General features: G+C 72.0%; 22 protein-coding genes and 1 tRNA gene. 8 read left to right on the top strand and 15 right to left on the bottom strand.

From position 1 onward, the window contains the following. Window positions 1-18 precede the first annotated feature (18 nt). Window positions 19-105: transfer RNA gene (locus BS73_RS20245), tRNA-Ser, on the top strand. Window positions 106-179: 74 nt separating this feature from the next. Here the strand turns inward: BS73_RS20245 and BS73_RS20240 are convergent. The 3 genes from BS73_RS20240 to BS73_RS20230 form a co-directional block, all read right to left on the bottom strand. Beyond that, window positions 180-755: a hypothetical protein gene (locus BS73_RS20240; protein ID WP_037574500.1), complete on the bottom strand. Its 576-nt coding sequence runs from the start codon at window positions 753-755 to the stop codon at window positions 180-182. Between the two features lie 69 nt (window positions 756-824). Then, window positions 825-1,859 (bottom strand): ABC transporter substrate-binding protein, encoded by a 1,035-nt coding sequence (locus BS73_RS20235; RefSeq protein ID WP_037574498.1) that lies wholly within the window; start codon window positions 1,857-1,859, stop codon window positions 825-827. Between the two features lie 51 nt (window positions 1,860-1,910). Next, the gene (locus tag BS73_RS20230; protein WP_037574496.1) at window positions 1,911-2,483 is read right to left on the bottom strand and encodes a rhodanese-like domain-containing protein; all 573 of its coding nucleotides are present in this window, start codon (window positions 2,481-2,483) and stop codon (window positions 1,911-1,913) included. Window positions 2,484-2,561: 78 nt separating this feature from the next. On the opposite strand from BS73_RS20230, the gene BS73_RS20225 reads away from it, so the two are divergent. Next, complete coding sequence (locus BS73_RS20225; RefSeq protein WP_037580365.1) at window positions 2,562-2,840, top strand: metal-sensitive transcriptional regulator; 279 nt, start codon at window positions 2,562-2,564, stop codon at window positions 2,838-2,840. 109 nt (window positions 2,841-2,949) lie between these two features. Here BS73_RS20225 and BS73_RS34875 read toward each other — a convergent pair whose 3' ends face one another. After that, window positions 2,950-4,362, bottom strand: a complete 1,413-nt coding sequence (locus BS73_RS34875; RefSeq protein WP_152617664.1) for a carboxypeptidase-like regulatory domain-containing protein — start codon at window positions 4,360-4,362, stop codon at window positions 2,950-2,952. A gap of 650 nt (window positions 4,363-5,012) precedes the next feature. Between BS73_RS34875 and BS73_RS38830 the strand changes: the two genes are divergently transcribed. The 3 genes from BS73_RS38830 to BS73_RS20210 all read left to right on the top strand — a co-directional run bounded on the left by BS73_RS38830 (window position 5,013) and on the right by BS73_RS20210 (window position 7,233). Then, window positions 5,013-5,177, top strand: coding sequence for a hypothetical protein (locus tag BS73_RS38830; RefSeq protein WP_200886714.1), 165 nt, complete (start codon window positions 5,013-5,015; stop codon window positions 5,175-5,177). Between the two features lie 190 nt (window positions 5,178-5,367). After that, the gene (locus tag BS73_RS20215; protein ID WP_037574494.1) at window positions 5,368-6,171 is read left to right on the top strand and encodes an RNA polymerase sigma factor SigF; all 804 of its coding nucleotides are present in this window, start codon (window positions 5,368-5,370) and stop codon (window positions 6,169-6,171) included. A 159-nt stretch (window positions 6,172-6,330) separates the two neighbouring features. Beyond that, window positions 6,331-7,233, top strand: a complete 903-nt coding sequence (locus BS73_RS20210; protein ID WP_063837032.1) for an RNA polymerase sigma factor SigF — start codon at window positions 6,331-6,333, stop codon at window positions 7,231-7,233. Window positions 7,234-7,365: 132 nt separating this feature from the next. Here BS73_RS20210 and BS73_RS20205 read toward each other — a convergent pair whose 3' ends face one another. Then, window positions 7,366-8,202 carry a tyrosine-protein phosphatase gene (locus tag BS73_RS20205; protein WP_051940152.1) on the bottom strand — a complete coding sequence of 279 codons (837 nt, stop codon included), beginning with the start codon at window positions 8,200-8,202 and terminating at the stop codon, window positions 7,366-7,368. Between the two features lie 146 nt (window positions 8,203-8,348). Here BS73_RS20205 and BS73_RS34870 point away from each other — a divergent pair, with 146 nt between their 5' ends. Then, the gene (locus BS73_RS34870; protein ID WP_051940151.1) at window positions 8,349-9,152 is read left to right on the top strand and encodes a hypothetical protein; all 804 of its coding nucleotides are present in this window, start codon (window positions 8,349-8,351) and stop codon (window positions 9,150-9,152) included. A 142-nt stretch (window positions 9,153-9,294) separates the two neighbouring features. Here the strand turns inward: BS73_RS34870 and BS73_RS38825 are convergent, their stop codons facing one another. The 4 genes from BS73_RS38825 to BS73_RS20180 all read right to left on the bottom strand — a co-directional run bounded on the left by BS73_RS38825 (window position 9,295) and on the right by BS73_RS20180 (window position 13,400). After that, the gene (locus BS73_RS38825; RefSeq protein WP_051940150.1) at window positions 9,295-10,032 is read right to left on the bottom strand and encodes a hypothetical protein; all 738 of its coding nucleotides are present in this window, start codon (window positions 10,030-10,032) and stop codon (window positions 9,295-9,297) included. A 33-nt stretch (window positions 10,033-10,065) separates the two neighbouring features. Then, the gene (locus tag BS73_RS20190) at window positions 10,066-11,367 is read right to left on the bottom strand and encodes a glucarate dehydratase family protein (RefSeq protein WP_235215468.1); all 1,302 of its coding nucleotides are present in this window, start codon (window positions 11,365-11,367) and stop codon (window positions 10,066-10,068) included. Further along, entirely contained in the window at window positions 11,364-12,329 is a 966-nt protein-coding gene (locus BS73_RS20185) for a 5-dehydro-4-deoxyglucarate dehydratase (RefSeq protein WP_051940149.1), read from the bottom strand. Before BS73_RS20185 ends, BS73_RS20190 begins: the two co-directional genes overlap by 4 nt. Window positions 12,330-12,467: 138 nt before the next feature. After that, the gene (locus BS73_RS20180) at window positions 12,468-13,400 is read right to left on the bottom strand and encodes an NADP-dependent oxidoreductase (RefSeq protein WP_037574492.1); all 933 of its coding nucleotides are present in this window, start codon (window positions 13,398-13,400) and stop codon (window positions 12,468-12,470) included. A gap of 90 nt (window positions 13,401-13,490) precedes the next feature. Between BS73_RS20180 and BS73_RS20175 the strand changes: the two genes are divergently transcribed. Together BS73_RS20175 and BS73_RS20170 are read left to right on the top strand one after the other, a co-directional pair. Further along, a complete protein-coding gene (locus tag BS73_RS20175) occupies window positions 13,491-14,069 on the top strand; it encodes a TetR/AcrR family transcriptional regulator (protein ID WP_037574489.1) in 579 nt (192 codons plus the stop codon). Between the two features lie 20 nt (window positions 14,070-14,089). Beyond that, window positions 14,090-15,049 (top strand): aldo/keto reductase, encoded by a 960-nt coding sequence (locus BS73_RS20170; RefSeq protein ID WP_037574487.1) that lies wholly within the window; start codon window positions 14,090-14,092, stop codon window positions 15,047-15,049. Window positions 15,050-15,388: 339 nt separating this feature from the next. Here BS73_RS20170 and BS73_RS20165 read toward each other — a convergent pair whose 3' ends face one another. The 6 genes from BS73_RS20165 to ngcE all read right to left on the bottom strand — a co-directional run bounded on the left by BS73_RS20165 (window position 15,389) and on the right by ngcE (window position 23,055). After that, window positions 15,389-16,213: a YceI family protein gene (locus BS73_RS20165; RefSeq protein WP_037574484.1), complete on the bottom strand. Its 825-nt coding sequence runs from the start codon at window positions 16,211-16,213 to the stop codon at window positions 15,389-15,391. Next, window positions 16,210-18,984, bottom strand: coding sequence for an MFS transporter (locus BS73_RS20160; RefSeq protein ID WP_084704218.1), 2,775 nt, complete (start codon window positions 18,982-18,984; stop codon window positions 16,210-16,212). Before BS73_RS20160 ends, BS73_RS20165 begins: the two co-directional genes overlap by 4 nt. Beyond that, window positions 18,981-19,487, bottom strand: a complete 507-nt coding sequence (locus tag BS73_RS20155) for a MarR family winged helix-turn-helix transcriptional regulator (protein WP_037574482.1) — start codon at window positions 19,485-19,487, stop codon at window positions 18,981-18,983. Before BS73_RS20155 ends, BS73_RS20160 begins: the two co-directional genes overlap by 4 nt. A 203-nt stretch (window positions 19,488-19,690) precedes the next feature. Next, window positions 19,691-20,611: a carbohydrate ABC transporter permease gene (locus BS73_RS20150; RefSeq protein WP_051940147.1), complete on the bottom strand. Its 921-nt coding sequence runs from the start codon at window positions 20,609-20,611 to the stop codon at window positions 19,691-19,693. Window positions 20,612-20,643: 32 nt separating this feature from the next. Further along, window positions 20,644-21,576, bottom strand: a complete 933-nt coding sequence (locus tag BS73_RS20145) for a carbohydrate ABC transporter permease (RefSeq protein ID WP_037574479.1) — start codon at window positions 21,574-21,576, stop codon at window positions 20,644-20,646. A 30-nt stretch (window positions 21,577-21,606) separates the two neighbouring features. Continuing rightward, window positions 21,607-23,055: an N-acetylglucosamine/diacetylchitobiose ABC transporter substrate-binding protein gene (gene ngcE / locus BS73_RS20140; protein WP_235215467.1), complete on the bottom strand. Its 1,449-nt coding sequence runs from the start codon at window positions 23,053-23,055 to the stop codon at window positions 21,607-21,609. Window positions 23,056-23,232: the final 177 nt, after the last annotated feature.

The raw sequence follows: 23,232 nt of genomic DNA, 5'->3' as shown, positions 1-23,232 counted from the left end.
TCGGGTAGGCTCTCCCCCGGTAGCGTGTCCGAGCGGCCAAAGGAGCACGCCTCGAAAGCGTGTGTGGGGGCAACTCCACCGTGGGTTCGAATCCCACCGCTACCGCTCTCAGCAGTACCGATGCCGATGCCCCGTCTTCACCGGACGGGGCATCGGCATTTCCGGTCTCGGCTGTGGTCTCAGTCGGGCCCGTCGTCGCTGACGTTCACGGCGCCCCAGGTCCATCCGCCGCGGATCAGGTCCCTGCCCCGGTGCCTGTGGAGCAACGGGAGTTCGCCGCTGCCGTACAGGACGCGGGAGGCTCTTCGCAGGAACCTGTTGACCTCGGGGAGGGTCTGGCGGAGGTCTTCGGCGAGCCGGCGGCCGCGTTCCTCGTCCAGGCCGCTCGCGGCCCAGAGGGCCGTCTCGCGGTTCACCTTCTCCAGGCGGGACATCACGCGGAGGCTTAGGTAGTGGACCCGGGCCGGTCCCTCGACGCCGAGCGGCCCCCACTGCTCGACCGTCGCCCGCCACAGCTCGTCGATCTCGCCCAGCCTGCTTGCGCGTTCGCCCTCCGGCAGCGTCGGCGCGGCGCCGACGAAGGTGGTCAGGCGGGTGACCAGTTGGACGAGCGATCCGCCGAAGCCGCGGTACGCCTCGCGGCGGAACTGCTGCCGCTGGCCGCGGCTCTGGCCCTGCCGGGTGAGGTAGGCGGCGGCCAGCGTGCCGGCGGTGCCGATCCCGGCGCCGGCGAGCGCTGCGATTCCCGCGTCCACCCCCGCATCATCGCGCCGCGGGCCCGCCCGCGCAGCCCTATGTACCAGGCGATGCCGTGGACGGCCCCGTCAGCCGGCGGCTCCTCCCACCCGCTGGGCGATCTCCGCGGCGACCTCGCGGGCGGCGGTCGGGCCGGCGTTGAGGTACCAGGCGTCGTCGTCGACCTTCACCGCGTGGCCGGCCTGGACGCCCTTGAGCGACTGCCACAGCGCCGGGGACGGGGCGCCGCCCAGCTCGGAGTAGAAGATCCAGTCGCCGTCGGCCCGGTTGAGCTGCTCGTCGCCGATGTCCTGGGAGGTCTCCCGGAACCGCTGGGACGCCGGGCGCCCGAGACCCATGTCGACGGCGATCGACCCGGTGAAGGAGGAGACCCCGTAGACCCGGGCCCGCCCGGAGGTGAACCGGACCATCGACAGCGCGGTCCCCTCTTCCCCGGCCCGGCGTCCGTCGGCGGCCGCCTCCCGGCCGTAGTCGGCGAGGACGCGCTGCGCCTGACGCTCCTTGCCGACGGCCGCCCCGACCAGCTGGAAGTCCTGCTTCCAGTAGATCCCGGTGCCCTTGGTGACCACCGTCGGCGCGATCTTCGAGAGCTGCGGATAGAGCTTCGCCAGCGTGCTGTTGACCAGGATCAGGTCGGGGTGGGCGTGCGCCAGCGCCTCCAGGTTGGGCGAGGTGCGGCTGCCGACGTCGGCCGTCCGGGCCAGTGCCGCCGCGTCCCCCGGGTACGCCTTGGCCAGGTAGCCCGGCACCAGCCCGGCCTGCTCGGCCTTGGTGGCCGCGACCGGCACCACGCCGAGCGTCAGCAGGTCGTCCAGCTGCCCGGTGCTCAGCGCGGCCACGCGCAGCGGCCGGGAGGGGACGGTGCTGGTGCCCTGATAGTGGGTCACCTTCCGGGGGAAGACCCCGTCCGCCGCCGCCGTGCCCATCCCGGACGCCAGCACGCTGGGCGCCGCGCTCGGCTTGGCACCGACTCCCGTCCCGGCCTCAGCCATCGCCTCCGAGCCCGAACCCGAACCCGAACCCGAGCCCGTCCCCGCCCCGCATCCGGCCAGCAGCCCCCCGGCGAGGACTCCAGCCAGCGCGCAGGCCCACCTGATACCCATCCCAGCTCACCCTTCCCAGTAACTAAGGTGAGCCTAACCTTATCTTCGAGCTCAGGCGTCCAGCGCCGCGATGACCGCCTTCACGTCGGTGGCGCGCGGGCGGTTGTGCGGGAGCTTGGCCAGGACGGCGGCCATGCCGCAGGTGTCGGTGGCGGCGGAGAAGATCAGACCGGCCGCGATGCCTCCGGAGAGGACGAGCGACCAGCGGGACAGCTTGCTGAGCGCCACACCGGTCAGCACCAGCGACCCGGCGGCCAGCCGGACCTGGCGCTCCATCGCCCACGTCGCGCGGGCGCCGGCCGGCCGGTCCAGCTCGCGGCCGCTCCGGGTCCAGGCCTGGACGCCGCCGTCCAGTCCGGCGGCCGGCACGCCCTGCGCGGCCAGCCGCTCGGCGGCGGTGCCGGAGCGGGCGCCGGAGGCGCAGACCAGCAGCAGGTCACCGCGCTCGGCGACGCCGCGCAGCGCGCCCACCGCCTGGTCGAGGCTGTCCAGCGGGATGTTGTGGGAACCGGGCAGGTGTCCGGAGGCGTACTCGCCAGGGGTGCGGACGTCGACGACGGTCAGCTCGGCGAGGCGGGCGTCGACCTGCTCAGGAGAGAGGACGCCGGTGGCAGTGCTGGGCATGCGGTCTCTTTCTCTTACTCTTCGGTCGTGGACCCCCGGTGCTCAGGGTACCTGCGGGGGTATAGGAATGGAGTTGTGGTGGAACTACCTCTGGCGGACGACGAGCTGAAGACCGTGCTCAACCGGCTTCGCCGGGCCCAGGGCCAGATCGCCGGAGTGATCAGGATGATCGAGGAGGGCCGGGACTGTGAGGACGTGGTCACCCAGCTCGCCGCCGCGTCCAGCGCTCTCGACCGGGCCGGTTTCGCGATCATCGCCAGCGGCCTCCAGTACTGCCTGAGCGGCAAGGAGGCCGGCTCCGCCGACCTCGACCAGATGAAGGGCCGACTGGAGAAGCTCTTCCTCTCCCTGGCCTGATCGCCGGCCCGCGCGAGGCCCGCCACCTGTGCGCGGCACACCCGGCACGCGAACGCCCGCCCCCGGCCCGGAGGAACCCGGGCCGAGGGCGGGCGGCGGTACCGGCCGGTCAGCCCCTGCGCAGTCGCCGAGCCGCGATCACCGCTCCCGCGCCGGCCAGCAGCAGGCCGACCGAGGCCACCCCGAGCGGCGCGAGCCGCCCGTCGGTGCCGGTGGCGGCCAGCGTCGGCCCCATGCAGCGCGCGTACCGCACGGTGGTCTCGCGCAGCACCGCCCTGCCCGCGCGGTTGTACGCCTCGTAGGCGATCCGGTCCACGCCCTCCGGCGGGCAGCCCGGCTCCGCGTGGTAGGTGAGCACGCCGTCGTGGAAGTCCACGCTGCCGTGCTCCGGCGGGCTCACCACACTGACGTCGGTGACGGGTGACCCGTCGACCGGCGGCAGCGGGATCTCCACCTGCTGGGCGTCCTTCGGCAGATCCACCGGCGGCTCGGCGATCCGCTGCTGCTCCCTCACCTTCACCGGCTTGTGCTTCAGCACGAAGTCCACCTCGTACGCCGAGCGCCGGACGGTTTCCGCGCTCCGCCGGGTCGGGCCGACCGGCTGGAAGCCGCTCAGCGTGCGCATCACCACCTGGTAGTCCGCCGCGGCCACGTCCGGGAAGGAGTAGCGGCCCTGGTCGTCGGTGACCGCGGTGACCGGGTTGCCGTCGGCGTCCAGCACCCGGCTGCCGTCGGCATGCCGCAGCTGCAGCGTGGTGGACGGCGGCGGAGTGCCGTCCTGCAGGCTGACCTTCCCGCTGATCTCGCGGTGCAGCGCGGCCATCCAGATCTGGCCCACCGGAATGCCGGACTGCACCGAGAAGGTGAGGGTCATCGACCGGATCGGCACGGTCGGCTTGAACCAGCCCGCCCCGCCGTCGGTGTCCACCACGTTGCCGACCAGGGTGCTGGTGGCCGGGTCCCAGGTCGGCTCGTCGGTGAACGGCGGGCGGGTGCAGGTGCCCGGGCGCGGGGAGACCGCGCAGTAGTTGAAGGCGCCCTGCCAGCCGAGCTGGTCGGCGGTCAGCGGCTGCCCGTCCGCGCCGGTCGCGCTGATCTGCATATGGTCCGCGTCGATGTCGCCGAGCGCGAAGCCCCAGCCGCCGGCCGGGGTCGGGGAGGCGAAGTCGATGGTGGTGACCGAGGGCACCCCGGCGGGCGCGGTCCGCACGGAGAGGTAGTTGTGGCCGCGCGAGCTGCCGAACTCGGCACCGAACGGCGTCGCCGGGCCGAGGAAGGTGGACGAGCCGCCGGGTACCGCGGGGCTGCTGCTGGTGGTGGCGACGGTGGCGGCGGGGAAGCCGGTCACCGGGAAGCTCAGCGAACCGGTCTGCCCGCTCATCCGCCAGCTGCCGTAGCCGCCGCCGGCCGCCGAGGCCGTTCCGGCCTCGGGGCCCAGCGCGAGCAGGGGGAGCACCAGCAGGGCGGCGGCGGTGCTCGCGGCCCGTCGGCCGCACCACCGTCCTCCGAACAAACGTCGCATCTACGTCCGGACCTTTCCTGACTGATCGTCAACTGCCTGTCGACGACGGCCTAGGTACCGTGCACAGACGGACGGTGGCGGCAATCCCCCGACCGATAGAGTTCACACGAGCGGTGGGCAGCCTGGAGAGGCGTTCGGCGGAGGCGGTCGACCGTATGGCCGAGCAGGCGCGCGGCCGAGCAGGCGAGCAGGCGAGCGCCGAGCGGCCGAGCAGCCGCCCCCCCGCCCGCCATCCCCCGAGCCGGCCGCGCGAAAGTCCTGACCGAGGTCCCTTCCGATCCCCCGCGAAGGTCCCGCTGGAACGGGTCCGAGGACGGCTGCCCGCAGCCCGGCGCTCACGGAGGATGGAGGTCGTACCGGGACGGTCTGGCAGGAACCCCCTCGGTGCGTGATCCGGAGCCCCCGCTGTGGGACCGGTCGCCGCGACTTCCCCCCCGACGCGGCCGCCGGTTGTGGGACTCCGCCGGGGGGAGCGGTTCGTCCCCCCTACCGCTCCCCCCTTTTTTCTCTCCTTCGGCCCTTCCCTCCGCTCGCACAGCTCCCGCGAGTGCGCTCCACCACCCTCCCGCGCGCCCCCACGCTCGCCCGACCGGCGGATAGGCTGCCGCCTGAAGGTCGGCAGGGGACTGACCGAGGGAGGCGGAACAGCCATGGCTCAGGCGAAGAAGATCATCACAGTGCTCCTGGTCGTATTTGTGCTGTACACCGTCATCACCTCCCCGGTACGCGCCTCCGAGCTGGTCAGAACGGGCTTCGTGGGGATCTCGGATGCCGCCAAGGCGGTAGGCACCTTTATGACCAACCTGGTCAAGTAGCCGAACGAAAGCCCAGCTCAGCGCCCCTTTCCGGGGCGCCCTGCCGTCAACACACCTATTTGCGGTCCTTGCCCTCATACCGTGCGACTTGTGATGCTATGACCGGTTTGACGGATGGTGGACCGAGCGCCAAGCAGAGCCGCCCGCCGCCGGTCAGACCTCGAGGGGTGAACCGAGGGGTGCAACGTCCGTGCGGGCTCAGCAAGTCGGCGAGAAGCAGCAGCAACAGACCCTGGACATCCGGGCGTTGACTCGCACGCTGTTCGAGCGACTCGCCGAACTGCCTCCCGACTCACCCGAACACGAGCGGGTCCGTGCGGCCCTGATCGAGGTCAACCTCCCCCTGGTGCGGTACGCCGCCGCGCGCTTCCGCGGGCGCAACGAACCGATGGAGGACATCGTCCAGGTGGGCACGGTCGGGCTGATCAACGCCATCGACCGGTTCGACCCCGAGCGCGGGGTCCAGTTCCCGACCTACGCGCTGCCGACCATCCTCGGCGAGATCAAGCGCTACTTCCGGGACAACGTGCGGACCATGCACGTCCCCCGCCGCCTCCAGGAGCTGTGGCTCCAGGTGTCCAGCGCGGCCGAGGAGCTCACCGTCACCCACGGCCGGGCGCCCCGCGTCCCGGAGATCGCGGCCAGCCTGCGGATCCCCGAGGAGGAGGTGCGGGCCTGCCTGGACGCCGGGCGGGCGTACAACGCGGCCTCCCTGGAGGCCGCCTCCGAGGGCGGCGACGGCGGGCCGGCCCTGGTGGACCGGCTCGGCTACGAGGACAGCGCGCTCACCCATGTCGAACACCGCGACATGGTCCGCCATCTCCTCGTCCAACTCCCGGAACGAGAACGGCGAATCGTCCTTCTGCGGTTCTTCGGAAACCTGACGCAAAGTCAGATCAGCCATGAGCTCGGAATGTCGCAGATGCACGTTTCCCGGCTGCTTTCCCGAATCTTCGCCCAACTTCGCAACACCAATGTCTGGGACGGGAACTGACGAACGGTTACGTCGCGTTACCTTCGCGTGACATCTGGCGCTGTTCGGGTTTGCCGTGGATGCTGATCCGGTATCCCAGTGGAGGTACGTCGAGTCGTCGTCATGTCGACTCGACGACCGGTCAAGGTGACAGCGCAGTCTTGAGCTTGGAGGGGTGGCATGTCCGTAGAGCTGGACATCCCTGAGGTTCGCTCCGATGCGGCGGTTCTCCCGCAGCCGCGGTCCGCGGAGGCCGTGGAGGCCGCGGCCGACGCGGTGGACGCGGTCGACTTCGAGCACGTCGAGGACGTGGCGACCACGGGGTTGGACACCCGGACGCTTTCCCGCTCCCTCTTCCGGCGGTTGTCCGCACTGCTGCCCGGCTGTGCCGAGCACACGTACGTGCGGGACACCCTGATCGAGCTCAACCTGCCGCTGGTGCGGTACGCGGCGGCGCGCTTCCGCAGCCGCAACGAGCCGATGGAGGACATCGTCCAGGTCGGCACCATCGGCCTGATCAAGGCGATCGACCGCTTCGACCCCGAGCGCGGGGTGGAGTTCCCCACCTTCGCCATGCCGACGGTGATCGGCGAGATCAAGCGGTTCTTCCGGGACACCAGCTGGTCGGTCCGGGTCCCGCGGCGGCTCCAGGAGCTGCGGCTCGCGCTCACCCGGGCCGGCGACGACCTCTCCCAGCAGCTGGACCGCTCCCCGACGGTCGCCGAACTCGCGGCCTACCTCGGCGCTTCCGAGGAGGACGTGGTCGAGGGCCTCGCGGTGGGCAACGCCTACACCGCCTCCTCGCTGGACTCCACCCCGCTGGAGGAGGACGGCGACGGGGCGCTGGCCGAGCGCCTGGGCTACGAGGACGTGGCGCTGGAGGGCGTCGAGTACCGCGAGTCACTCAAGCCGCTGCTGGCCAAGCTGCCCGCGCGGGAGCGGCGGATCATCATGCTCCGCTTCTTCGCCAACATGACCCAGTCGCAGATCGGCGAGGACGTCGGGATCTCCCAGATGCACGTCAGCCGGCTGCTCACCCGCACGCTGGCCCAGCTGCGGGAAGGCCTGATCGCCGAGGCCTGACCGGAGCCGCGCCCGGCCGGGGTCACGCCCGGCCGGAGCCGCGCCCGGCCGGGGTCACGCCCGGCCGGGGAGCGCGTCCGGCCAAGGACGCGCCGGGGATCGCGTCCGGCCAAGGACGCGCCGGCCGGGGCCTCAGGCCGCGGTGAGGAGGTTGTCGCGCAGCCGGCCCCGGGTGTCCCCGTCCAGGCCGAGGCCGTCCTCCAGGAAGGTCTCCAGGTCGGGCCAGCCGGACTCGACCGCGGTGAAGGCGGCGTCCAGATAGCCGGCCTCGGCCCGCAGCAGCGGCAGCATCAGGGCCGGGTCGGCGACCGCGCCGCCGGCCGCGAAGGCCTGCATGATCGCCGCCGTGGTGGCCGCCGACCGCTCGTTGGTCAGCAGGTAGTCCCGGTAGACGACGTCCCGAGGCACGCCCAGGGCGCTCAGCAGCAGGGCCGCCGCCCACCCGGTGCGGTCCTTGCCGGCCGTGCAGTGGATGAGCAGCGGGACGCCGTCCGGTTCGGCCAGGCTGCGGAGCACCTCGGCGAAGTGCCCGCGGATCGCCTCGTCGGTGACGAACCACGCGTACATCCCGGTCATCAGCCGGGTGGCCCCGCCGTTGCCCAGCAGGGCGGCCTGGGCCGCCGCGTCCCGTCCGGCCAGCGCCTCCCGCAGGGCCACGTAGATGTCGCGGTCGGCGGCGTACACCGGGAGCCGGCGGAGTTCGACGCCGTCCGGCAGGAGGTCCGCGCCGTGGAGGGCGACCTCGTCGAGGCCGCGGAGGTCGATCACCCGCCGCAGGCCGAGCGCGGCCACAGCGGCCCGGTCGCCCTCGTCCAGCCGGCCGAGCGCCTCGCTGCGGAGGACCAGCCCCGAGCGGACGGTCCGGCCGTCGGAGGTGCGATATCCGCCCAGGTCCCGGGCGTTGGCCGCGCCGCGGAGCGCCAGGCTGCGGCCGATCGGCTGGTCGTCGAGCGCTTGCTGCGAGGTCACGTACGCCCCTCCCGGTCGGGTCACGCGGGTGTGCCGGCCCGGCCAGTCTGGCATGCGCGGACAAGAGCCCGGTGCGCGCCCCTGGCGATCTGATGCTCCGTCAGTAACCTGGTGGACGCGGGTCCGGCCATCCGGAAGGGGCGACGATGGGCACGAGCGGCGGGAGCGGTGGGCGCGGCACGAGGGGCGCACGGCGGCACACCGGGGCGCTCGGCGCGGCGCTGGGCGCCGCTCTGCTGCTCACCCTCACCGCCTGCGGCGAGCGGACGGGCGGATGGGTGGCCTCCGGGCCCTTCGGCGGGGTCGCTCCGAGCGCGTCCGCCGGCTCGTCCGGCTCCTCGCTGGACGGGGCGGCCGGAGCGCGGCCGGGCCCCGGACACGGACACGGATCAACGGGCGGCTCGACCCGATCGGCCGGTTCCGCCTCCACCACCTCCCCCACCGCGCGGGACCGCACGCCCTCGGGCGGTTCCGGCGGTTCCCCCGCCCCGGCCAGCGCCGGCTCACCCGGCAGCGCAGGGGGCGGTACGAACGCGGGCTCCGGCTCGGGGTCCGGGACCGGCTCGACCGGCGCCTCGCCCGGCTCGCCGTCCGGTGGCGGCACCGGGACCGCGCGCCCCGCGGGCCCGCCCGTGCTCAAGGCCGTCGCCGTGCACACCGCGGGCACGGCGCAGAACTGGTGCCAGAAGGTCACCGTGGACCTCGCCGACTCCGGCGGGCAGGCGGCGAGATCGGCGACCGTGGGATTTCAGATCAAGGTGGTCGGGGCGCTGGGCCTGACCTGGTGGACCTACGCGATGAGCAAGCCGCTCGCGGCCCCGGTGCCGGCGCACCGCACCCTCCCGGAGACCTGGACGCTCTGCCTCGCCGACTGGCAGGTGCCGGCCGGCCTCCACATGGTGACCACCGTCTCGGGTGTCTCCCAGGTGTCGGCGACCGCGAAGAGCTGATCCGCCCCGGGCCCGCCGACCGCGTCGGCCCCGCTCGCCGCATGACGCCGTCGGCATGCGGCGCGACGCCTCGATGTGACGCGAATCACATCCACCGCGGCCCGTCCCACCATCCCGTCGACGGGCCCGCAGTGACGGAGCGTCACTTGAGGGCGAACCAGAGGACGGCGATGACGACGACGATCGCGACCACCGCGCCGACGATCAGACCGGTACGGCTGCCGCCGCCGCTGCTCTCCGCCGCATAGGTGGCCGTCGAATCGGTGTTCGGCGCCCCCTCGTTGACGAAGGCCTGGAACATCTGGGTGCTGGCCGCCGGGTCGTCCCCGCCGATCCCGGGCGCCGGAGCGCCGGGGGCCTGCGGCCCGCCCGGGACCTGACCGCCGCCGGGAGGCGTGTTGTACCGCCCGCCCTGCGGGAAGGTGGCGCCGCCGCCCTGCTGCGGATAGCCGTAGCCGGGCTGCTGCGGGGCCTGCGAGGGCATCTGCTGCTGCGGGGCCTGCGGCGGCATCTGCTGCTGTGGGGGTTGCTGGTACCCGCCGGGCGCACCGCCGTAGCCGGGCCCGGGCGCGCCCGGCTGCCCCTGCGGGTAGCCGCCGCCCTGCTGCGGGTACCCGGCCGGGGCACCCGGCTGCTGCTGTCCGGGCCCGCCCGGGTAGCCGGCGGACGCGCCGGGGTACCCGGGCGCCCCCTGCTGCGGCATCCCCTGCTGAGGCATCCCCTGCTGCGGGAAGCCCTGCTGGGGAACGCCCTGCTGCTGGGGCCGCTCCGCCTGCGGCATCCCCTGCGTGGCCTCCGGGGAGCCCTGCTGCGGATAGCCGTTCTGCGCCGGGTACCCCGGAGGGTTCTGGTATCCAGGGTGGTTCTGGTAGTCGGACATGGGACGTGAGCCTAACGACTCGGGCTTGAGACCTCACCACCCCGGAGTGGCGGGTCGATAGTCCGGGTGAAGCCGGCGCATGTACGCCGTGTCGTCCCGCCGGCGCAGTCCGCAGCCCAGATAGAGCCGATGCAGCCGCTCCAGGCCGTCCTCGTCGAGCTCCACGCCGAGTCCCGCGCCCTTCGGCACGGGCACCGCCCCGTCAGTGAAATGCAGCACACCCGGCTTGACGACGTCCTCGTCCGGGCGCTTCCACGGCCAGTGGGTGTCGCAGGCGTAGCTGAGGTGCTCGGTGGCGCCCGCCAGGTGCACCATCGCGGCCAGCGAGATGCCCAGATGGCTGTTGGAGTGCATGGAGAGGCCGAGCCCGAAGGTCTCGCAGAGGGTGGAGACCCGCTGCGAGGTGGTGAGCCCGCCCCAGTAGTGGTGGTCGGAGAGCAGCACCCGGATCGCGTTCCGCCGAACCGCGGGCTCCAGGTGCTCGAAGGCGACCACGCACATGTTGGTGGCCAGCGGCAGCTCGGTGGCCGCGGCCACCTCCGCCATCCCCTCGATCCCGTCGGTCGGGTCCTCCAGGTACTCCAGTTCGCCGCCGAGCGCCTCGGCGACCCGGATCGCCGTCGGCACGGTCCAGGCGGCGTTCGGGTCGAGTCGCAGCGGCAGCTCGGGGAACTCCCGGCGCAGCGCCCGGATCGCCTCGACCTCCTCCTCCGGGGCGAAGACGCCGCCCTTGAGCTTGATCGCGCCGAAGCCGTACCCGTCCACCATCCGCCGGGCCTGCCGGACGATGCCGTCCGGGTCGAGCGCCTCGCCCCACGGGTCGGGTGCGACCGGGCCCGCGGTGTACTCGGCCTCGGGGTGGCCGGCCCACTTGTAGAAGAGGTACGCCGAGAACGGCACGGCGTCCCGCACCGCTCCGCCCAGCAGGTCGGCCACCGGGCGGCCGACCGCCCGACCCTGCGCGTCCAGGCAGGCCACCTCGAAGGCGGAGAAGACCGAGAGCACGGTCTTGGAGCTGGAGGACCGCCCGGTCAGCCCGTGGTTGTCGGCGAACGCCCCGCCGCCGCAGGCCTCCTGGACCGCCCGCCGGATCCGGCCGAGGTGGAAGGCGTCCAGGCCGATCAGCCTCCGCCCCGCCGCCTCCAGCAGCCGGAGGAAGGCATCGTCCCCGTAGGACTCGCCGAGGCCGACCACCCCGCCGTCGCAATGCAGCTGGATGACGCTGCGCAGCGCGTACGGCTCGTGCACCCCCACCGCGTTGAGGAGCGCGGGATCGTGGAACGCGACCGGGGTGACGGTGACCTGACGAATGGTCAGTCCGCTGTCGGCGCTCACTCGGCGGCCCCTTCCGCGTCCGCGGCGTGCTTGCGCAGCACCGCGCGGCCGGCCTCGATCAGCGCGGCCAGCGTCTCGGTGTGCGCCTCGGTCGGCTCCACCAGCGGCGGGCGGACCGGCCCGGCCGCCAGGCCGCCGAGCCGCGCCCCGGCCTTGACCAGGGAGACCGCGTAGCCGGGCACCTTGTCCCGCAACTCGCCGAGGGGCAGCAGGAACTCGGCCATCAGGTCGTCGACCAGGTCCTGGTCGCCGGCGTCCAGCGCGCGGGCGAAGGCGTGCGAGAGGTCCGGGGCGAAGGCGTGGACGGCGGAGGAGTAGCTGGTCACCCCGATGGCCCGGTACGCGGCGGTGGACAGCTCGGCGGTCGGCAGCCCGTTGAGGAAGTGGAACCCGGCCGCGCGCGGATGCCCGCTGGTGCGGACCGCGGTGACGATCCGGTTCATCTGCTCGATGTTGCCGATCCCGTCCTTGAGGCCCACCACCTGCGGCAGGTCCAGGAGCTGGAGCGCGGTGTCCGGGTCGAGGACGGCGTTGGCCCGCTGGTAGACGATCACCGGCAACCGGGTGTCCCGGACCGCGTAGCGGATGTGCGCCAGCACCCCCTCCGGGGTGGACGAGACGAGGTACGGCGGCAGCAGCAGGACGCCGTCCGCCCCGCACTCGGCGGCGTCCGCCAGGTACTCGCGGGCGGTCGCCGCCCCGCCGCCGGCCCCGGCGAAGACCGGCACCCGGCCCGCCGCGACCCGCACCGCGATCCGCACCACCTCGCGGTACTCGGAACGGCTGAGGGCGGAGAACTCCCCGGTGCCGCAGGCGACGAAGACCGCCCGGCTGCCGGCCGCGATCTGCTCCCCGACATGCTCGGCGAGGACGTCCGCCGCGACCCGGTCGTCCTCGTCGAAGGGGGTGAGCGGGAAGGAGAGCGGCGGGGTGAGTACGGCGTGCAGGTCCATCGGGTCCATCGGGCAGGGCTCCTCAACCGGGCGAGTACGGCGCTCGTTCACGTTCGTGGACGGTATTCATGTTATTGAATCCCGACCGCATGCGTGAACCCCGGGGTCACGTGGTCTGCGCCACCCCGGGGCCGCACGGCCGACCGCTCAGCCGATCCGCAGGACGAGCTTCCCGCGGGCCCGGCCCGACAGGCTGGCCTCCACCCCCTCCCGCCAGCCCGCCAGCGGAAGGCTCCGGGCCACCGGGACCGAGAACCGGCCCTCGGCGGCCAGCCGCGCGTAGTGGCCGAGCACGTCGTTGCTTATGGTGCCCTCGCCGCCGGGCCCGCTGAAGCGCGCGCCCAGCTCCTTCGCGGACCCGAAGTCGCTGACCGTCAGGACGTCCCGGGGCGACCTCACGGTCTGCAGCAGGACCGGCAGCGCGCCGCTGACCGGCGCCGCGTCGAAGGCCAGGTCGACCGGCCCGCCCGCGAGGCCGGTCACCCGCTCGGCCATCCCCTCCCCGTAGCCGGTGACCTCGGCGCCGAGCGCCCGCAGCTCCTTGGCGTAGGTCTCCCCGGCGGTGGCCAGCACCCGGGCGCCGTGCTCCATCGCGATCTGCACGGCCGCGTACCCGACGGTGGTACCGGCCCCGTGCACCAGCACGGTTTTGCCCTCCGCCCCGTCGCAGACACCCAGCGCCCGCAGCCCCCGGCACGCCGTCTCGACCGCCATCGGCAGCGCGGCGGCGGCGACCGGGTCGAGCCCCGCCGGGCGGGGGAACCAGACGTCCAGCAGCGCCTGCTCGGCGGCGCCCGCCGTCGGCCCGAGGAACGGCGCCGGGCCGAGCACCGGGTCGCCGATCGCCACCCCGGCCACCCCCTCGCCGATCGCGTCCACCGTGCCGGACACCTCAAGGCCGATCCCGCGCGGCAGCTCGCCGGCGAACAGCCCCTCGCAGAGCGCCCAGTCGGCCGGGTTCAGCCCGCAGGCCTGGACCGCGATCCGGATCTGCCCGGGGCCGGGGACCGGCGGTTCCGCCTCCTCCAGCCGCAGCACGTCGAGCGCCGGCCCGTGCTCGTGAAAGCGAAGAGTGCGCATGAAAGCCTCCTGGCAAGTGATGACAGCATCTGCTGTCACTCACCACGCTAGCAGAGTGACGACAGCATCTGCTGTCGCTAAGATGGCGGCATGGCACGGTGGGAAGGCAACACCCGCGGCCGGCTCGAACGGGCCGCCCTCGACCTGTTCCGCGAGCAGGGCTACGACCGCACGACGGTCGCCCAGATCGCGAAGCGCGCCAACCTCACCGAGCGGTCCTTCTACCGCTGGTACGCCGACAAGCGGGAGGCGCTCTTCGGCGGCGGCGAGGACCTGGAGAAGGAGTTCCTCGCCGCGATCGCGGCCGTCCCCGCCGGCACCCCGCCGCTGCCGGCCCTGCTGACCGCGTTCGAGGCGGCGCCCAAGGTCATCCGCCCCCGCGCGTTCCTGGAGGAGCGGGCGGCCGTCATCGCCGCCAACCCTCCGCTGCGGGAACGCGAACTGATCAAGCTCGCCGCCCTCTCCGAGGCCCTCACCGCCGCGCTGGTCGAGCGCGGCTGCGACCGCCGCACCGCCCGGCTCGCCACCGACGCCGGGATGGCGGTGCTCCGCCTGGCCACCGAACGCTGGGTGGCGGCGGACCAGCAGGGCGACTTCCCCGCCCTCCTCCGGTCCGGCGCCGAGGAACTGCTCGCGGTCGCGATCACCGCGGAAGGCGGCGCCGGCTGACCGGGGTGTTGTATGGACGCATGGCACAGAACACTCCCGCCCGGCGCGTATCGCTGGGCACCTCGGACCTGACCGTGTATCCGCTCTCCCTCGGCGGCAACGTCTTCGGCTGGACGGCGGACGAGGCGGAGTCCTTCGCCGTCCTGGACGCCTACGCGGCGGCCGGCGGCGACTTCGTGGACACCGCGGACGCGTACTCCGCCTGGGTCGAAGGACACTCCGGCGGCGAGTCGGAGAGCGTCCTCGGCCGCTGGCTGGCCTCCCGCGGCAACCGGGACGGCATCGTGCTGGCCACCAAGGTCGGCGCCCACCCCGAGCTGAAGGGCCTCAAGCCGGAGACCATCCGCGCCGCTGCGGACGCCTCCCTCAGGCGGCTCGGCACCGACCGGATCGACCTCTACTACACCCACTACGACGACGAGTCGGTGCCGGTCGAGGACATCATCGGCACGCTGGACGAGCTGGTGAAGGCCGGCAAGGTGCGGCAGATCGCCGCCTCCAACATCTCGCCGGAGCGGCTGCGCGCCTCGCTGGAGTTCTCCCGGCGCGAGGGACTGGCCGGGTACGTCGCCCTGCAGCCGCACTACAACCTGGTCTCGCGGGACACCTACGAGGGTGAACTCGCCTCGGTGGCCGAGGAGTTCGGGCTGTCGGCGCTGCCCTACTACGGCCTGGCGGCCGGGTTCCTCACCGGGAAGTACCAGCCGGGGAGCGTGGCCGAGGGGGCACGGGCGAACCGGGTCCAGCCGTATCTGGAGTCCGAGCGGGGCCGGCGGGTGCTGGAGGCGCTGGCGGCCGTCGCGGCCGAGACGGGGGCCGAGCAGGCGAGCGTCGCGCTGGCGTGGCTCCGCGCGCAGCCGACGGTGGCGGCGCCGATCGCCTCCGCGCGATCGGAGGGACAGCTGCCGGCGCTGCTCGCCTCCGCGACGCTGGAACTGACCCCCGAGCAGGTCACCCGCCTGACAGCAGCGTCGGCCTAGTGGCTGCCCGCCCCCCGGAGTAGGCCCGAAGGGCCACTCCAGGGACGCGGGGAACTGCGGCCCCGGGAGTAGGCCCGAAGGGCCACTTCAGGGGCGCGGGGAACTGCGCGCCCAGGCGTCTACGGCGCCGCACCCGGCAGCGGAGTCCGGGCTGCAACCCGGTGGCCGTTGCCGAGTGCGGCGCCGTAGCCGGCCGGGCGCGCAGTTCCCCGCGCCCCTTACTTGCGACTTCGTCGCTGCGTTCGGGGCACGCCGGAGGGGTCCGGGGCGGCAACCCCGGGAAACGGGAAGGGGCGGGGCCGGGGCAGAAGAAATGCCCGGCCCCGCCCCGCGTCGCGGCTACGCCGCGTCGCTCCCGTCGCCCTGGACGGTCTGGATCTCGAGTTCGACCTTCAGAGTGGTGCCCACGGCGGCGATCCCCGCCCGCACCATCGGATTGAAGTCGTTCATCGCGAACTCGTCCCGGCTCAGCGTCGTGGTCGCCCGGTACGCCGCCCGCGTCCCGCCCCACGGGTCGGGCCCGGTGCCGAGGTACTCGAGGTCGAGGTCGACCGGCCGGGCGACCCCGCGCAGCGTCAGCACGCCCTGCACGGTCCAGCGGTCCGGACCGTTCGGGGTGAGCCCGTTGCTCTCATACGTGATGAGCGGGATCTCCTCGACGTTCAGGAAGTCCCCGTTGCGCAGGTGGTCGTCCCGCATCGAGTTGCCCGTGTCGATGCTGGCGGCCTTGATCTCGGCGGTGACCTTGGACTTCTCCACCACCGGGTCGATCACGACCTGACCGCTGAACTCGTGGAAGATGCCGCGGATCGTGGAGAGGCCGAGGTGCTTGGCGACCGCCGCGATCTCCGAGTGCACCGGGTCGATCGTCCACACCCCGGGCGGCGGCAGCTCGCTGCCGCCCATCCGCTGCAGGACGATCGTCCCCAGGTCCGCGCCGGAGGCCGAGACCAGCGCGGTGGCCGCCGCGGGGGCGTAGCCGGCCGCGGTCACGATCGCCGTGTACATACCGGGCTCCAGCGGCCCGGTCTCTACGGCGCCCTCCTTCTCATCCGCCTCGACTCTCGCGACCTGGGTACCGGTCGCGTCGGCCAGGGTCAGGACGCCGTGGCCGATGACCCAGCCGTCCTTGGTGCGGATACGGGCGCGGACGCCGCTGCTCATCCGAGGTTCTCCTTGCTGTGCTTGCCGTGCCTGCCCAGCGCGTCGCCCTCGGCCTGCGAAGTGCCCTCGTGACCGAGAGCCAGGTCGAAGCCGGACGCGCCGGAGCCGTTGACCCGGAGAGGGGTCGCCACCGGGGCGTATCCGCTCGCGATGACGGTGTACTCACCGCTGTCCAGATCGGTGAAGCCGTAGGACCCGTCCTCGCCGGTGACCGTGGCGGCGACCACGCTACCGGCGGAGTTGAGCAGGGTCACCCGGGCGTCCGCCAACGGGCGGCCGTTGCCGGCCGCGCGCACCACACCGGCCAGCCGGGCGCCGGGCGCGAGCTCGACGTCCTGCCGGGAGGTGCCGCCGGCGGCGACCTCGACGGGGGTCGCGGTCGGCCGGTGGCCGGCCCCGCTCACCGCGAGGGTGTACGCGCCGGGGACGAGCTGCGGGAAGTTGTAGCCGCCGCCCGCGTCGGCGACGCCGGAGGCGACCACCTCCCCGCGCGCGTCCGTGGCCACGACCAGGGCTCCGGCCACCGGCTCACCGGTCACCGAGTCCTTGATCGTGCCGGCCAGGCCGGAGTTGCTGCTCAGAACGAGGTCGTAGTCGAGGCCGTTTCCGTCCACGACGACTGTGGCGGCCTGCGGCTGATGCGCCTCGGCCGAACCGATCAGGACGTATGTGCCGCCGCCCGGGATACCCAGGGCGTACCGGCCGTCGCCACTCGTCGCGGCCCGGCCGAGCTGACGCCCGCCCAGGTCGATCAGGGTGACCACGGCGGACGGGACGGGGGTGCCCTCGCCGCTGCGGACGAGTCCGCGAATCTCGGCGCCGAGCGGTGCGGCGCCGTTAGTCGAGCCGTTCAGGGAGTTCACCACCTTGGTGCTGGTCTGTGCTGCGGGGGCCCGCTCGGCCAGCGCGACCGCCGCGGGCTGTGCTTGCACACCGGCTCCGACCGGAGCGCGATGCCGGCCGTTGCCGCCGCCGGCGAGGCCGGTGACCTCGGCGGCCGGGGCCTCGGCCGAAGAGACGGCGGCCGCGTCGACCGGTCCGGCCGCCGCTCCGCCGTTGGCCGCCGCGGCTTCCTGCTCCCGGGCCTGGAGGGCCGAGATCTGCCGCAGCGGAACCTCCTTGGTGAAGAGGATGACCAGGAACGCCAGCGCCACGATGCAGGCGGCCAGCAGGAACACGATGTGCATCGCGTTGGCGAAGCCCTCCTTGAAGGGCGCGCCGAGGACCGGGTCCAGCCTCTGGATGAAGGAGGAGTCGTTGAGCACCCCGCTGGAGTTCCCTCCGGCGCCCGGGTGCTTGATCATGTTGACCACCGGCGCGTTCGCCGGGTTCTTCAGCACCGCCGGGTCGTGCAGCTTGGCCTGGAAGGCCGGGGTGGCGACGGCCGAGCGGAAGGCGTCCGCGATCTTGCCGGAGACGTTCGAGAACAGCACCGAGAGGAAGATCGCGGTACCGGCCGTGGCGCCCATCTGACGGAAGAAGGTCGAGGAGGCGGTGGCCACCCCGATGTCCTTCGGCTCGACCGCGTTCTGCACGGCCATCACCAGGGTCTGCATGCAGCCACCCAGGCCGAGGCCGAAGATGCCCATGAAGACCATGGTCTCCCAGAGCGGGGTGTCCCACTCGACGCGGAAGTAGAAGAGCAGCGACGCGGCGATCATCAGCGGGGTGCCGATGGTCGGGAAGATCTTGTACCGACCGGTGCGTGAGGTCAGCTGACCGGCGATGATCGAGGCGATCATCATCCCGCCCACCATCGGCAGCGTCATCAGACCGGCCTTGGTCGGGCTCTCGCCCTTCACGATCTGCAGGTACTGCGGGATCATCATCATCGCGCCGAACATGCCCATGCCGATGAACACCGACGTGATGCTGGTCTTGGAGAAGACGCCGAGGCGGAAGAGCCGCATCGGGATGAGCGCCTCGTCCTTCATCGCGATCTCGACGAAGACCCAGACGATCAGGCCGACCACGCCGATGCCGTAGCAGAGCAGCGACTTCCAGTCGGTCCAGCCCCAGGTCCGGCCCTGCTCGGCGACGAGCAGCAGCGGGACCACGCCGATCACGATGGTCACCGCGCCCCACCAGTCGATCCGGTGGTCCCGGCGGGTGTGCGGGATGTTCAGCACCTTGGCGACCACGAACAGCGCGATGATCCCGATCGGCACGTTGACCAGGAAGACCCAGCGCCAGCCGGCGATCCCGGCGATGTGCGCCTGGCCGGAGAGGAACCCGCCGAGCAGCGGGCCGAGCACCGTCGAGGTGGCGAAGACCGCCAGCATGTAGCCCTGGTAGCGGGCGCGCTCGCGCGGCGGAACGATGTCACCGATGATCGCGAGGGCCAGCGACATCAGACCGCCGGCGCCGATGCCCTGGAAGGCGCGGAACCCGGCCAGCTCGATCATCGAGGTGGAGAACGTGCAGGCCGCGGAGCCCAGCACGAAGACGACGATCGAGGAGATGAAGAACGGCTTCCGACCGTAGATGTCGGAGAGCTTGCCGTACAGCGGCGTGGTGACGGTCGACGTGATGAGGTACGCCGTGGTCACCCAGGCCTGCTGGGAGAGCCCGTTGAGGTCGTCCGCGATGACGCGGATCGACGTGCTGACGATGGTCTGGTCCAGGGAGGCCAGGAACATCCCCATCATCAGGCCGCTGAGGATGGTGAGAATCTGGCGGTGGGTCAGCCCACCGGATGGGACGGGCGCCGGTATCGCACCTGCCCTGCCCCCCGTCGCCCCCGCCATGGGCGGGGATGCGGCATTGCTCATGCCTGTCCTTCTCCTTGCCGCGCGGCGATCCCGGTGGTCCCGGCGCAGCGCCGCGCATGTTGTTCCGCCAAGTCTTCGTTCAGCCGTCCGATCAGCCGGACCACGTCGTAGCGGTCCCGGGGCGACCAGTCCGCCAGCAGCTCCGCCATCTCGGCGTTCCGCTGCCTGCGGTACTCGTCGAAGGCCGCGCGCCCCGCATCGGTGGCGGCCAGCAGCGTTCCCCGCCCGTCCTCCGGGTCGGGCCTGCGCTCCACGAGTCCCCGGTCGACGAGCGAGCGGACCTGCCGGCTCACCGTCGAGAGGTCGAGCATGGCCTCCGCGGCCAGGTCGGTGGCTCGTCGCTCACCGCCCACCACGAGCCGGGCCAGCAGTACGCGGTCCGCGGCGCTGCGATCGGCGGAGGAGTGGCTCTTCCAGGCGGCTATCAGCCGCCCGAAGCGGACGATCTCGTCCGCGAGCTCGGCCGCGGCCTGGGTCGCGGTCCGGGTCTTCGCCGTGCTCACCGTCTTCGAGGCAGTCGCCGTCCCCGCCGTACTCGCCTGCTGGTCCGCCCGCTTTCGCGACGCGGTCGGCTGGGGTTGGACCGTCCCCTTATCCATGACCCCACCCACTCACCTAGTCACCCGGGGCCCGGCCCCGGGTTGTTGCTTGTGTCTAGCAAGTAAGTGTACGCCATTCCGGAGCCGCGGGGGGACCGGGGGTGCCCTCACTTGATGGCGGTCGCGGTCAGCCCGGACTGCACCTGGCGCTGGAAGGAGAGGTACACCGCGAGCACCGGCAGCATGGCGATGGTCATCCCGGCGAAGAGCGCCGGGTAGTCGCCCGAGTACCCCTGCTGGAGGAGGAGGTTGGCCAGGCCCTGGGCGAGCATCGAGCGGTCCGGCTGGAAGCCGTTCTGCCGCTCCATCAGGACCACCGGCAGGATGTACTGGTTCCACTGCCCCAGCACGTTGAAGATCCCCACACTGATCAGCCCCGGCCGCGCCATCGGCATCATGACCTGGAAGAACGCCCGGGTGTGCGAACACCCGTCGATCATCGCGGCCTCGTGGACGGTGGTCGGCAGGGTGCGGAAGAAGGCGTGGAGGAAGAAGACCGTGAACGGCAGCGAGTAGGCCGCGTAGACCAGGATCAGGCCCTGGTAGGTGTTGAGCATGCCGAGGTTCCGCACCATGAAGAAGAGCGGGACCAGGGCCAGGTAGATGGGGAACATCGCGCCGGCGACGAAGAAGAAGTAGAGGAAGCGGTTCCCCCGGAACTCGTAGCGGGCCAGCACATAGGCCGCCATGGACCCGAGCAGCATGGTCAGGAAGACGGAGCCGACCAGCACGATCGCCGTGTTCAGCAGGTAGCCGCCGATGCCCGCCTTGGTCCAGGCGCGGACGAAGGAGCCGAGGTTCCACTCGGTGGGCGTGGACCAGGCGCTGGCGCCGATCTCGTTGTCGGTCTTGAAGGAGCCCAGCACGATCCACACGATCGGCAGCACCACCAGCAGCGACCACACCGCGAGGAAGCCGTGGGAGAAGGCGTTGAGTGTCCCGCCGCCGTCACCGAACCGCTGGAGGTCGCGGAGGCCCCCGCGGCCCCCGCGGGCCCGGCCGGACCGTTCGGGCTCTTCCGTGATCACAGTCAACTCGCCCAGCCCCCTCGGTCGTTCGTTCAGTACTCGATGCGCTCGCGACGGGTCACCCGCAGCATGGCGATGGAGATCACCAGGGTGACGAGGAGCAGCACCACCCCCATCGCGCAGGCGTATCCGCTCTTCCCGAAGAACTGGAAGTTCCGCATGAAGTAGGTGGACAGCACCTCGGAGTGATGGTCCGGGCCGCCGCCGAACCCGGTGCCCGGGGTCAGCGTGGAGACCAGCGCGAAGGCGTCCATCGCGAGGATCGCCAGATACACCCAGGCGGTCTGCACGGAGTCCCAGAGCAGCGGCAGGGTGATCCGGAAGAAGGTGCCGGCGCGCCCGGCGCCGTCCAGCAGCGCGGCCTCGTAGATGTCCCGCGGGATGGACTGCATGGCCGCCGAGAACAGCACCAGGTAGAAGCCGACGTTGGACCAGACGAGCACCGAGAGGATGCACCACAGGCTGGCGCTCGGCGAGGACAGCCAGAGGAACGGGTGGTTCGGGTCCTCCAGGCCGAGCTTCACCAGGACGCCGTTGACCAGCCCGCTGCCGTCCGGCCGGTACACCGAGTCGAAGAGCACCGCGAGAATGCCCACCGAGAGCACCTGCGGGAAGAAGAACACCACCCGGTAGAAGGACGATCCGCGCACCCCGGTCACCCCGGACGTCCCGCCCCGGCCGCCGACGTTGAGCATGAAGGCGAAGAAGAGCGCGAGGAGGATGGTGACCAGGGGCAGGAAGACCAGCAGCAGCACGTTGTGCCAGAGCGCGGTCCGGAAGACCGGGTCGTCGAAGAGCTGCCCGTAGTTCCGCAGCCCGACGAAGTGCATCGCCTGCGACTCGCCGTTCCAGTCGGTCAGCGAGTAGCCGAAGGTCTGCAGATACGGCCAGATCACCAGGGCGACATAGAGGCCGACCGGGAGGATCAGGAAGCCGACGATGAACGGGTACTTCCGGTACCGCATACGACTCTCCGTCGCTTCTGCTCGCCGAGCTCAGATCAGGGACGCGGAGCGCTTGAACTTCTTGATCGAGGAGTCCTTGGCCGTCTTGTCGGCCGCCGCCTGGCAGGCGTTCATCCAGTCCGCGGGCTTCATCCGGCCGGCCATCAGCTCTCCGGTGGCGTTCTCCAGGTCGGTCTCCAACTGCGCGTACCAGCTGGGGTAGTACCAGTAGAAGGTGGAGGCGCCGGAGGTCTGCACCGCCGCGTTGGCGGACCTGGTGCCCGGGAGCAGTTGCACGTTCGGCCCGACGGCGTTCTTGACCACCGTCAGCGAGTGGGCGACCTGGGCGAAGGCCACCGAGCCGGCTTTGGAGAGCATCAGCCGCATCATCTCCATGCCGCCTGGCACGTTCCTGGCCTTGGCCGGGACGATGAACGGCTCGTTGGCGCCCGCCCGGATGGCGGTCTGCGGCAGCTTGTCGCCGGAGAGCGAGGGCATCGGCGCGAAGGCCATGTCGAAGCCGGCCGGGGTCGCCTTCAACTGCTCGTTCTCCAGCCAGGACCCGCACGGGATCCAGGCCGCTCTGCCGTTGTTCCAGGCGGTCTGGGACTGGATGTGGGTCATCCCCTGGGTGCCCGGCAGGTAGTAGTTCCTGGCGACGATCTCGTAGATCGCCTCCACCGCCTGCTTCACCGGGTCCGACTTCCAGGCGTTGGGCTCCAGGTTGTCGACCGCGACCAGGGTCTCCACACCGCCGTGCTTGGCGGCCAGGTCCATGATCGGCACCAGCATGTAGTACGGGTACTTGCCCTGGAAGGCGAAGGGGGCGATGCCGGCCGCCTTGATCTCCGCCGCCTGCTTGATCCAGTCGTCCCAGGTGGTCGGCACTGTCCAGCCGTGCTTGGCGAACAGCGACTTGGAGTACCAGAGTCCGAACGCGGTGTAGACGTACTGGAGGTCGTACATCGAGTTGCCGTATGTGCCGGCCGCGACGGTGCCGGGCATCAGGGTGTCCCGCACCTTGGTGTTCGGGTCGTCCACACTGGGGGCGTCCAGCAGCGGGCCGAGGTCGGCCAGTTGGCCGTTCCCGTAGAGGACGTCCAGCTTGATCTGCTGCGCCCCGGAGTCGTCCACCAGGTCGGGCGGGTTGCCCGCGTTGAACCGCGGCTGGAGGACGCCGGTGATCTGCTGGGTCGCCGTCATGCTCAGCTTGGCGTCCGGGAACTCCTTGCTGTACAGCGTCTCGAAGTGCTTGGCGTAGTCACTGCCGAAACCGCCGTCGAAGATGACCATCTCCAAGGGGGCACTGGAGTCGACGCCGAAGGGGTTGCTCTTGCTCTTGGCCGCGGAGCTGCTGCTCGATCCGCCCCCGCCGCCGCCCGCCGCGCAACCGGAGAGGCCGCCGGCACCGGCCGCCGCCGCGGCCGCCGCGAGCGCGGAGCCGAGGAGGAACCGCCGGCGGCTCAGGGTGTCCGGAGGAAGGCCATGCTCGAAGATCAATTCGATCCCCTCCTACATCCCGGGGACTGGGTGTGCACCGGGATTGAGGGAAGTGTGGCCCAGACCACTTCGGCTTGGCGATACGCGTGCAGGGCCCGGATCGGGCGATTCCCGAACCGAGACCGGAACGCAACCCGGCGCGCCGCCCCGGGTGCCGTCGGAGCGGGGCCTGACACA

This window comes from Phaeacidiphilus oryzae TH49, from assembly GCF_000744815.1.
Lineage (GTDB): Bacteria > Actinomycetota > Actinomycetes > Streptomycetales > Streptomycetaceae > Phaeacidiphilus > Phaeacidiphilus oryzae.
This window is presented reverse-complemented; position numbering and strand designations above follow the sequence as displayed.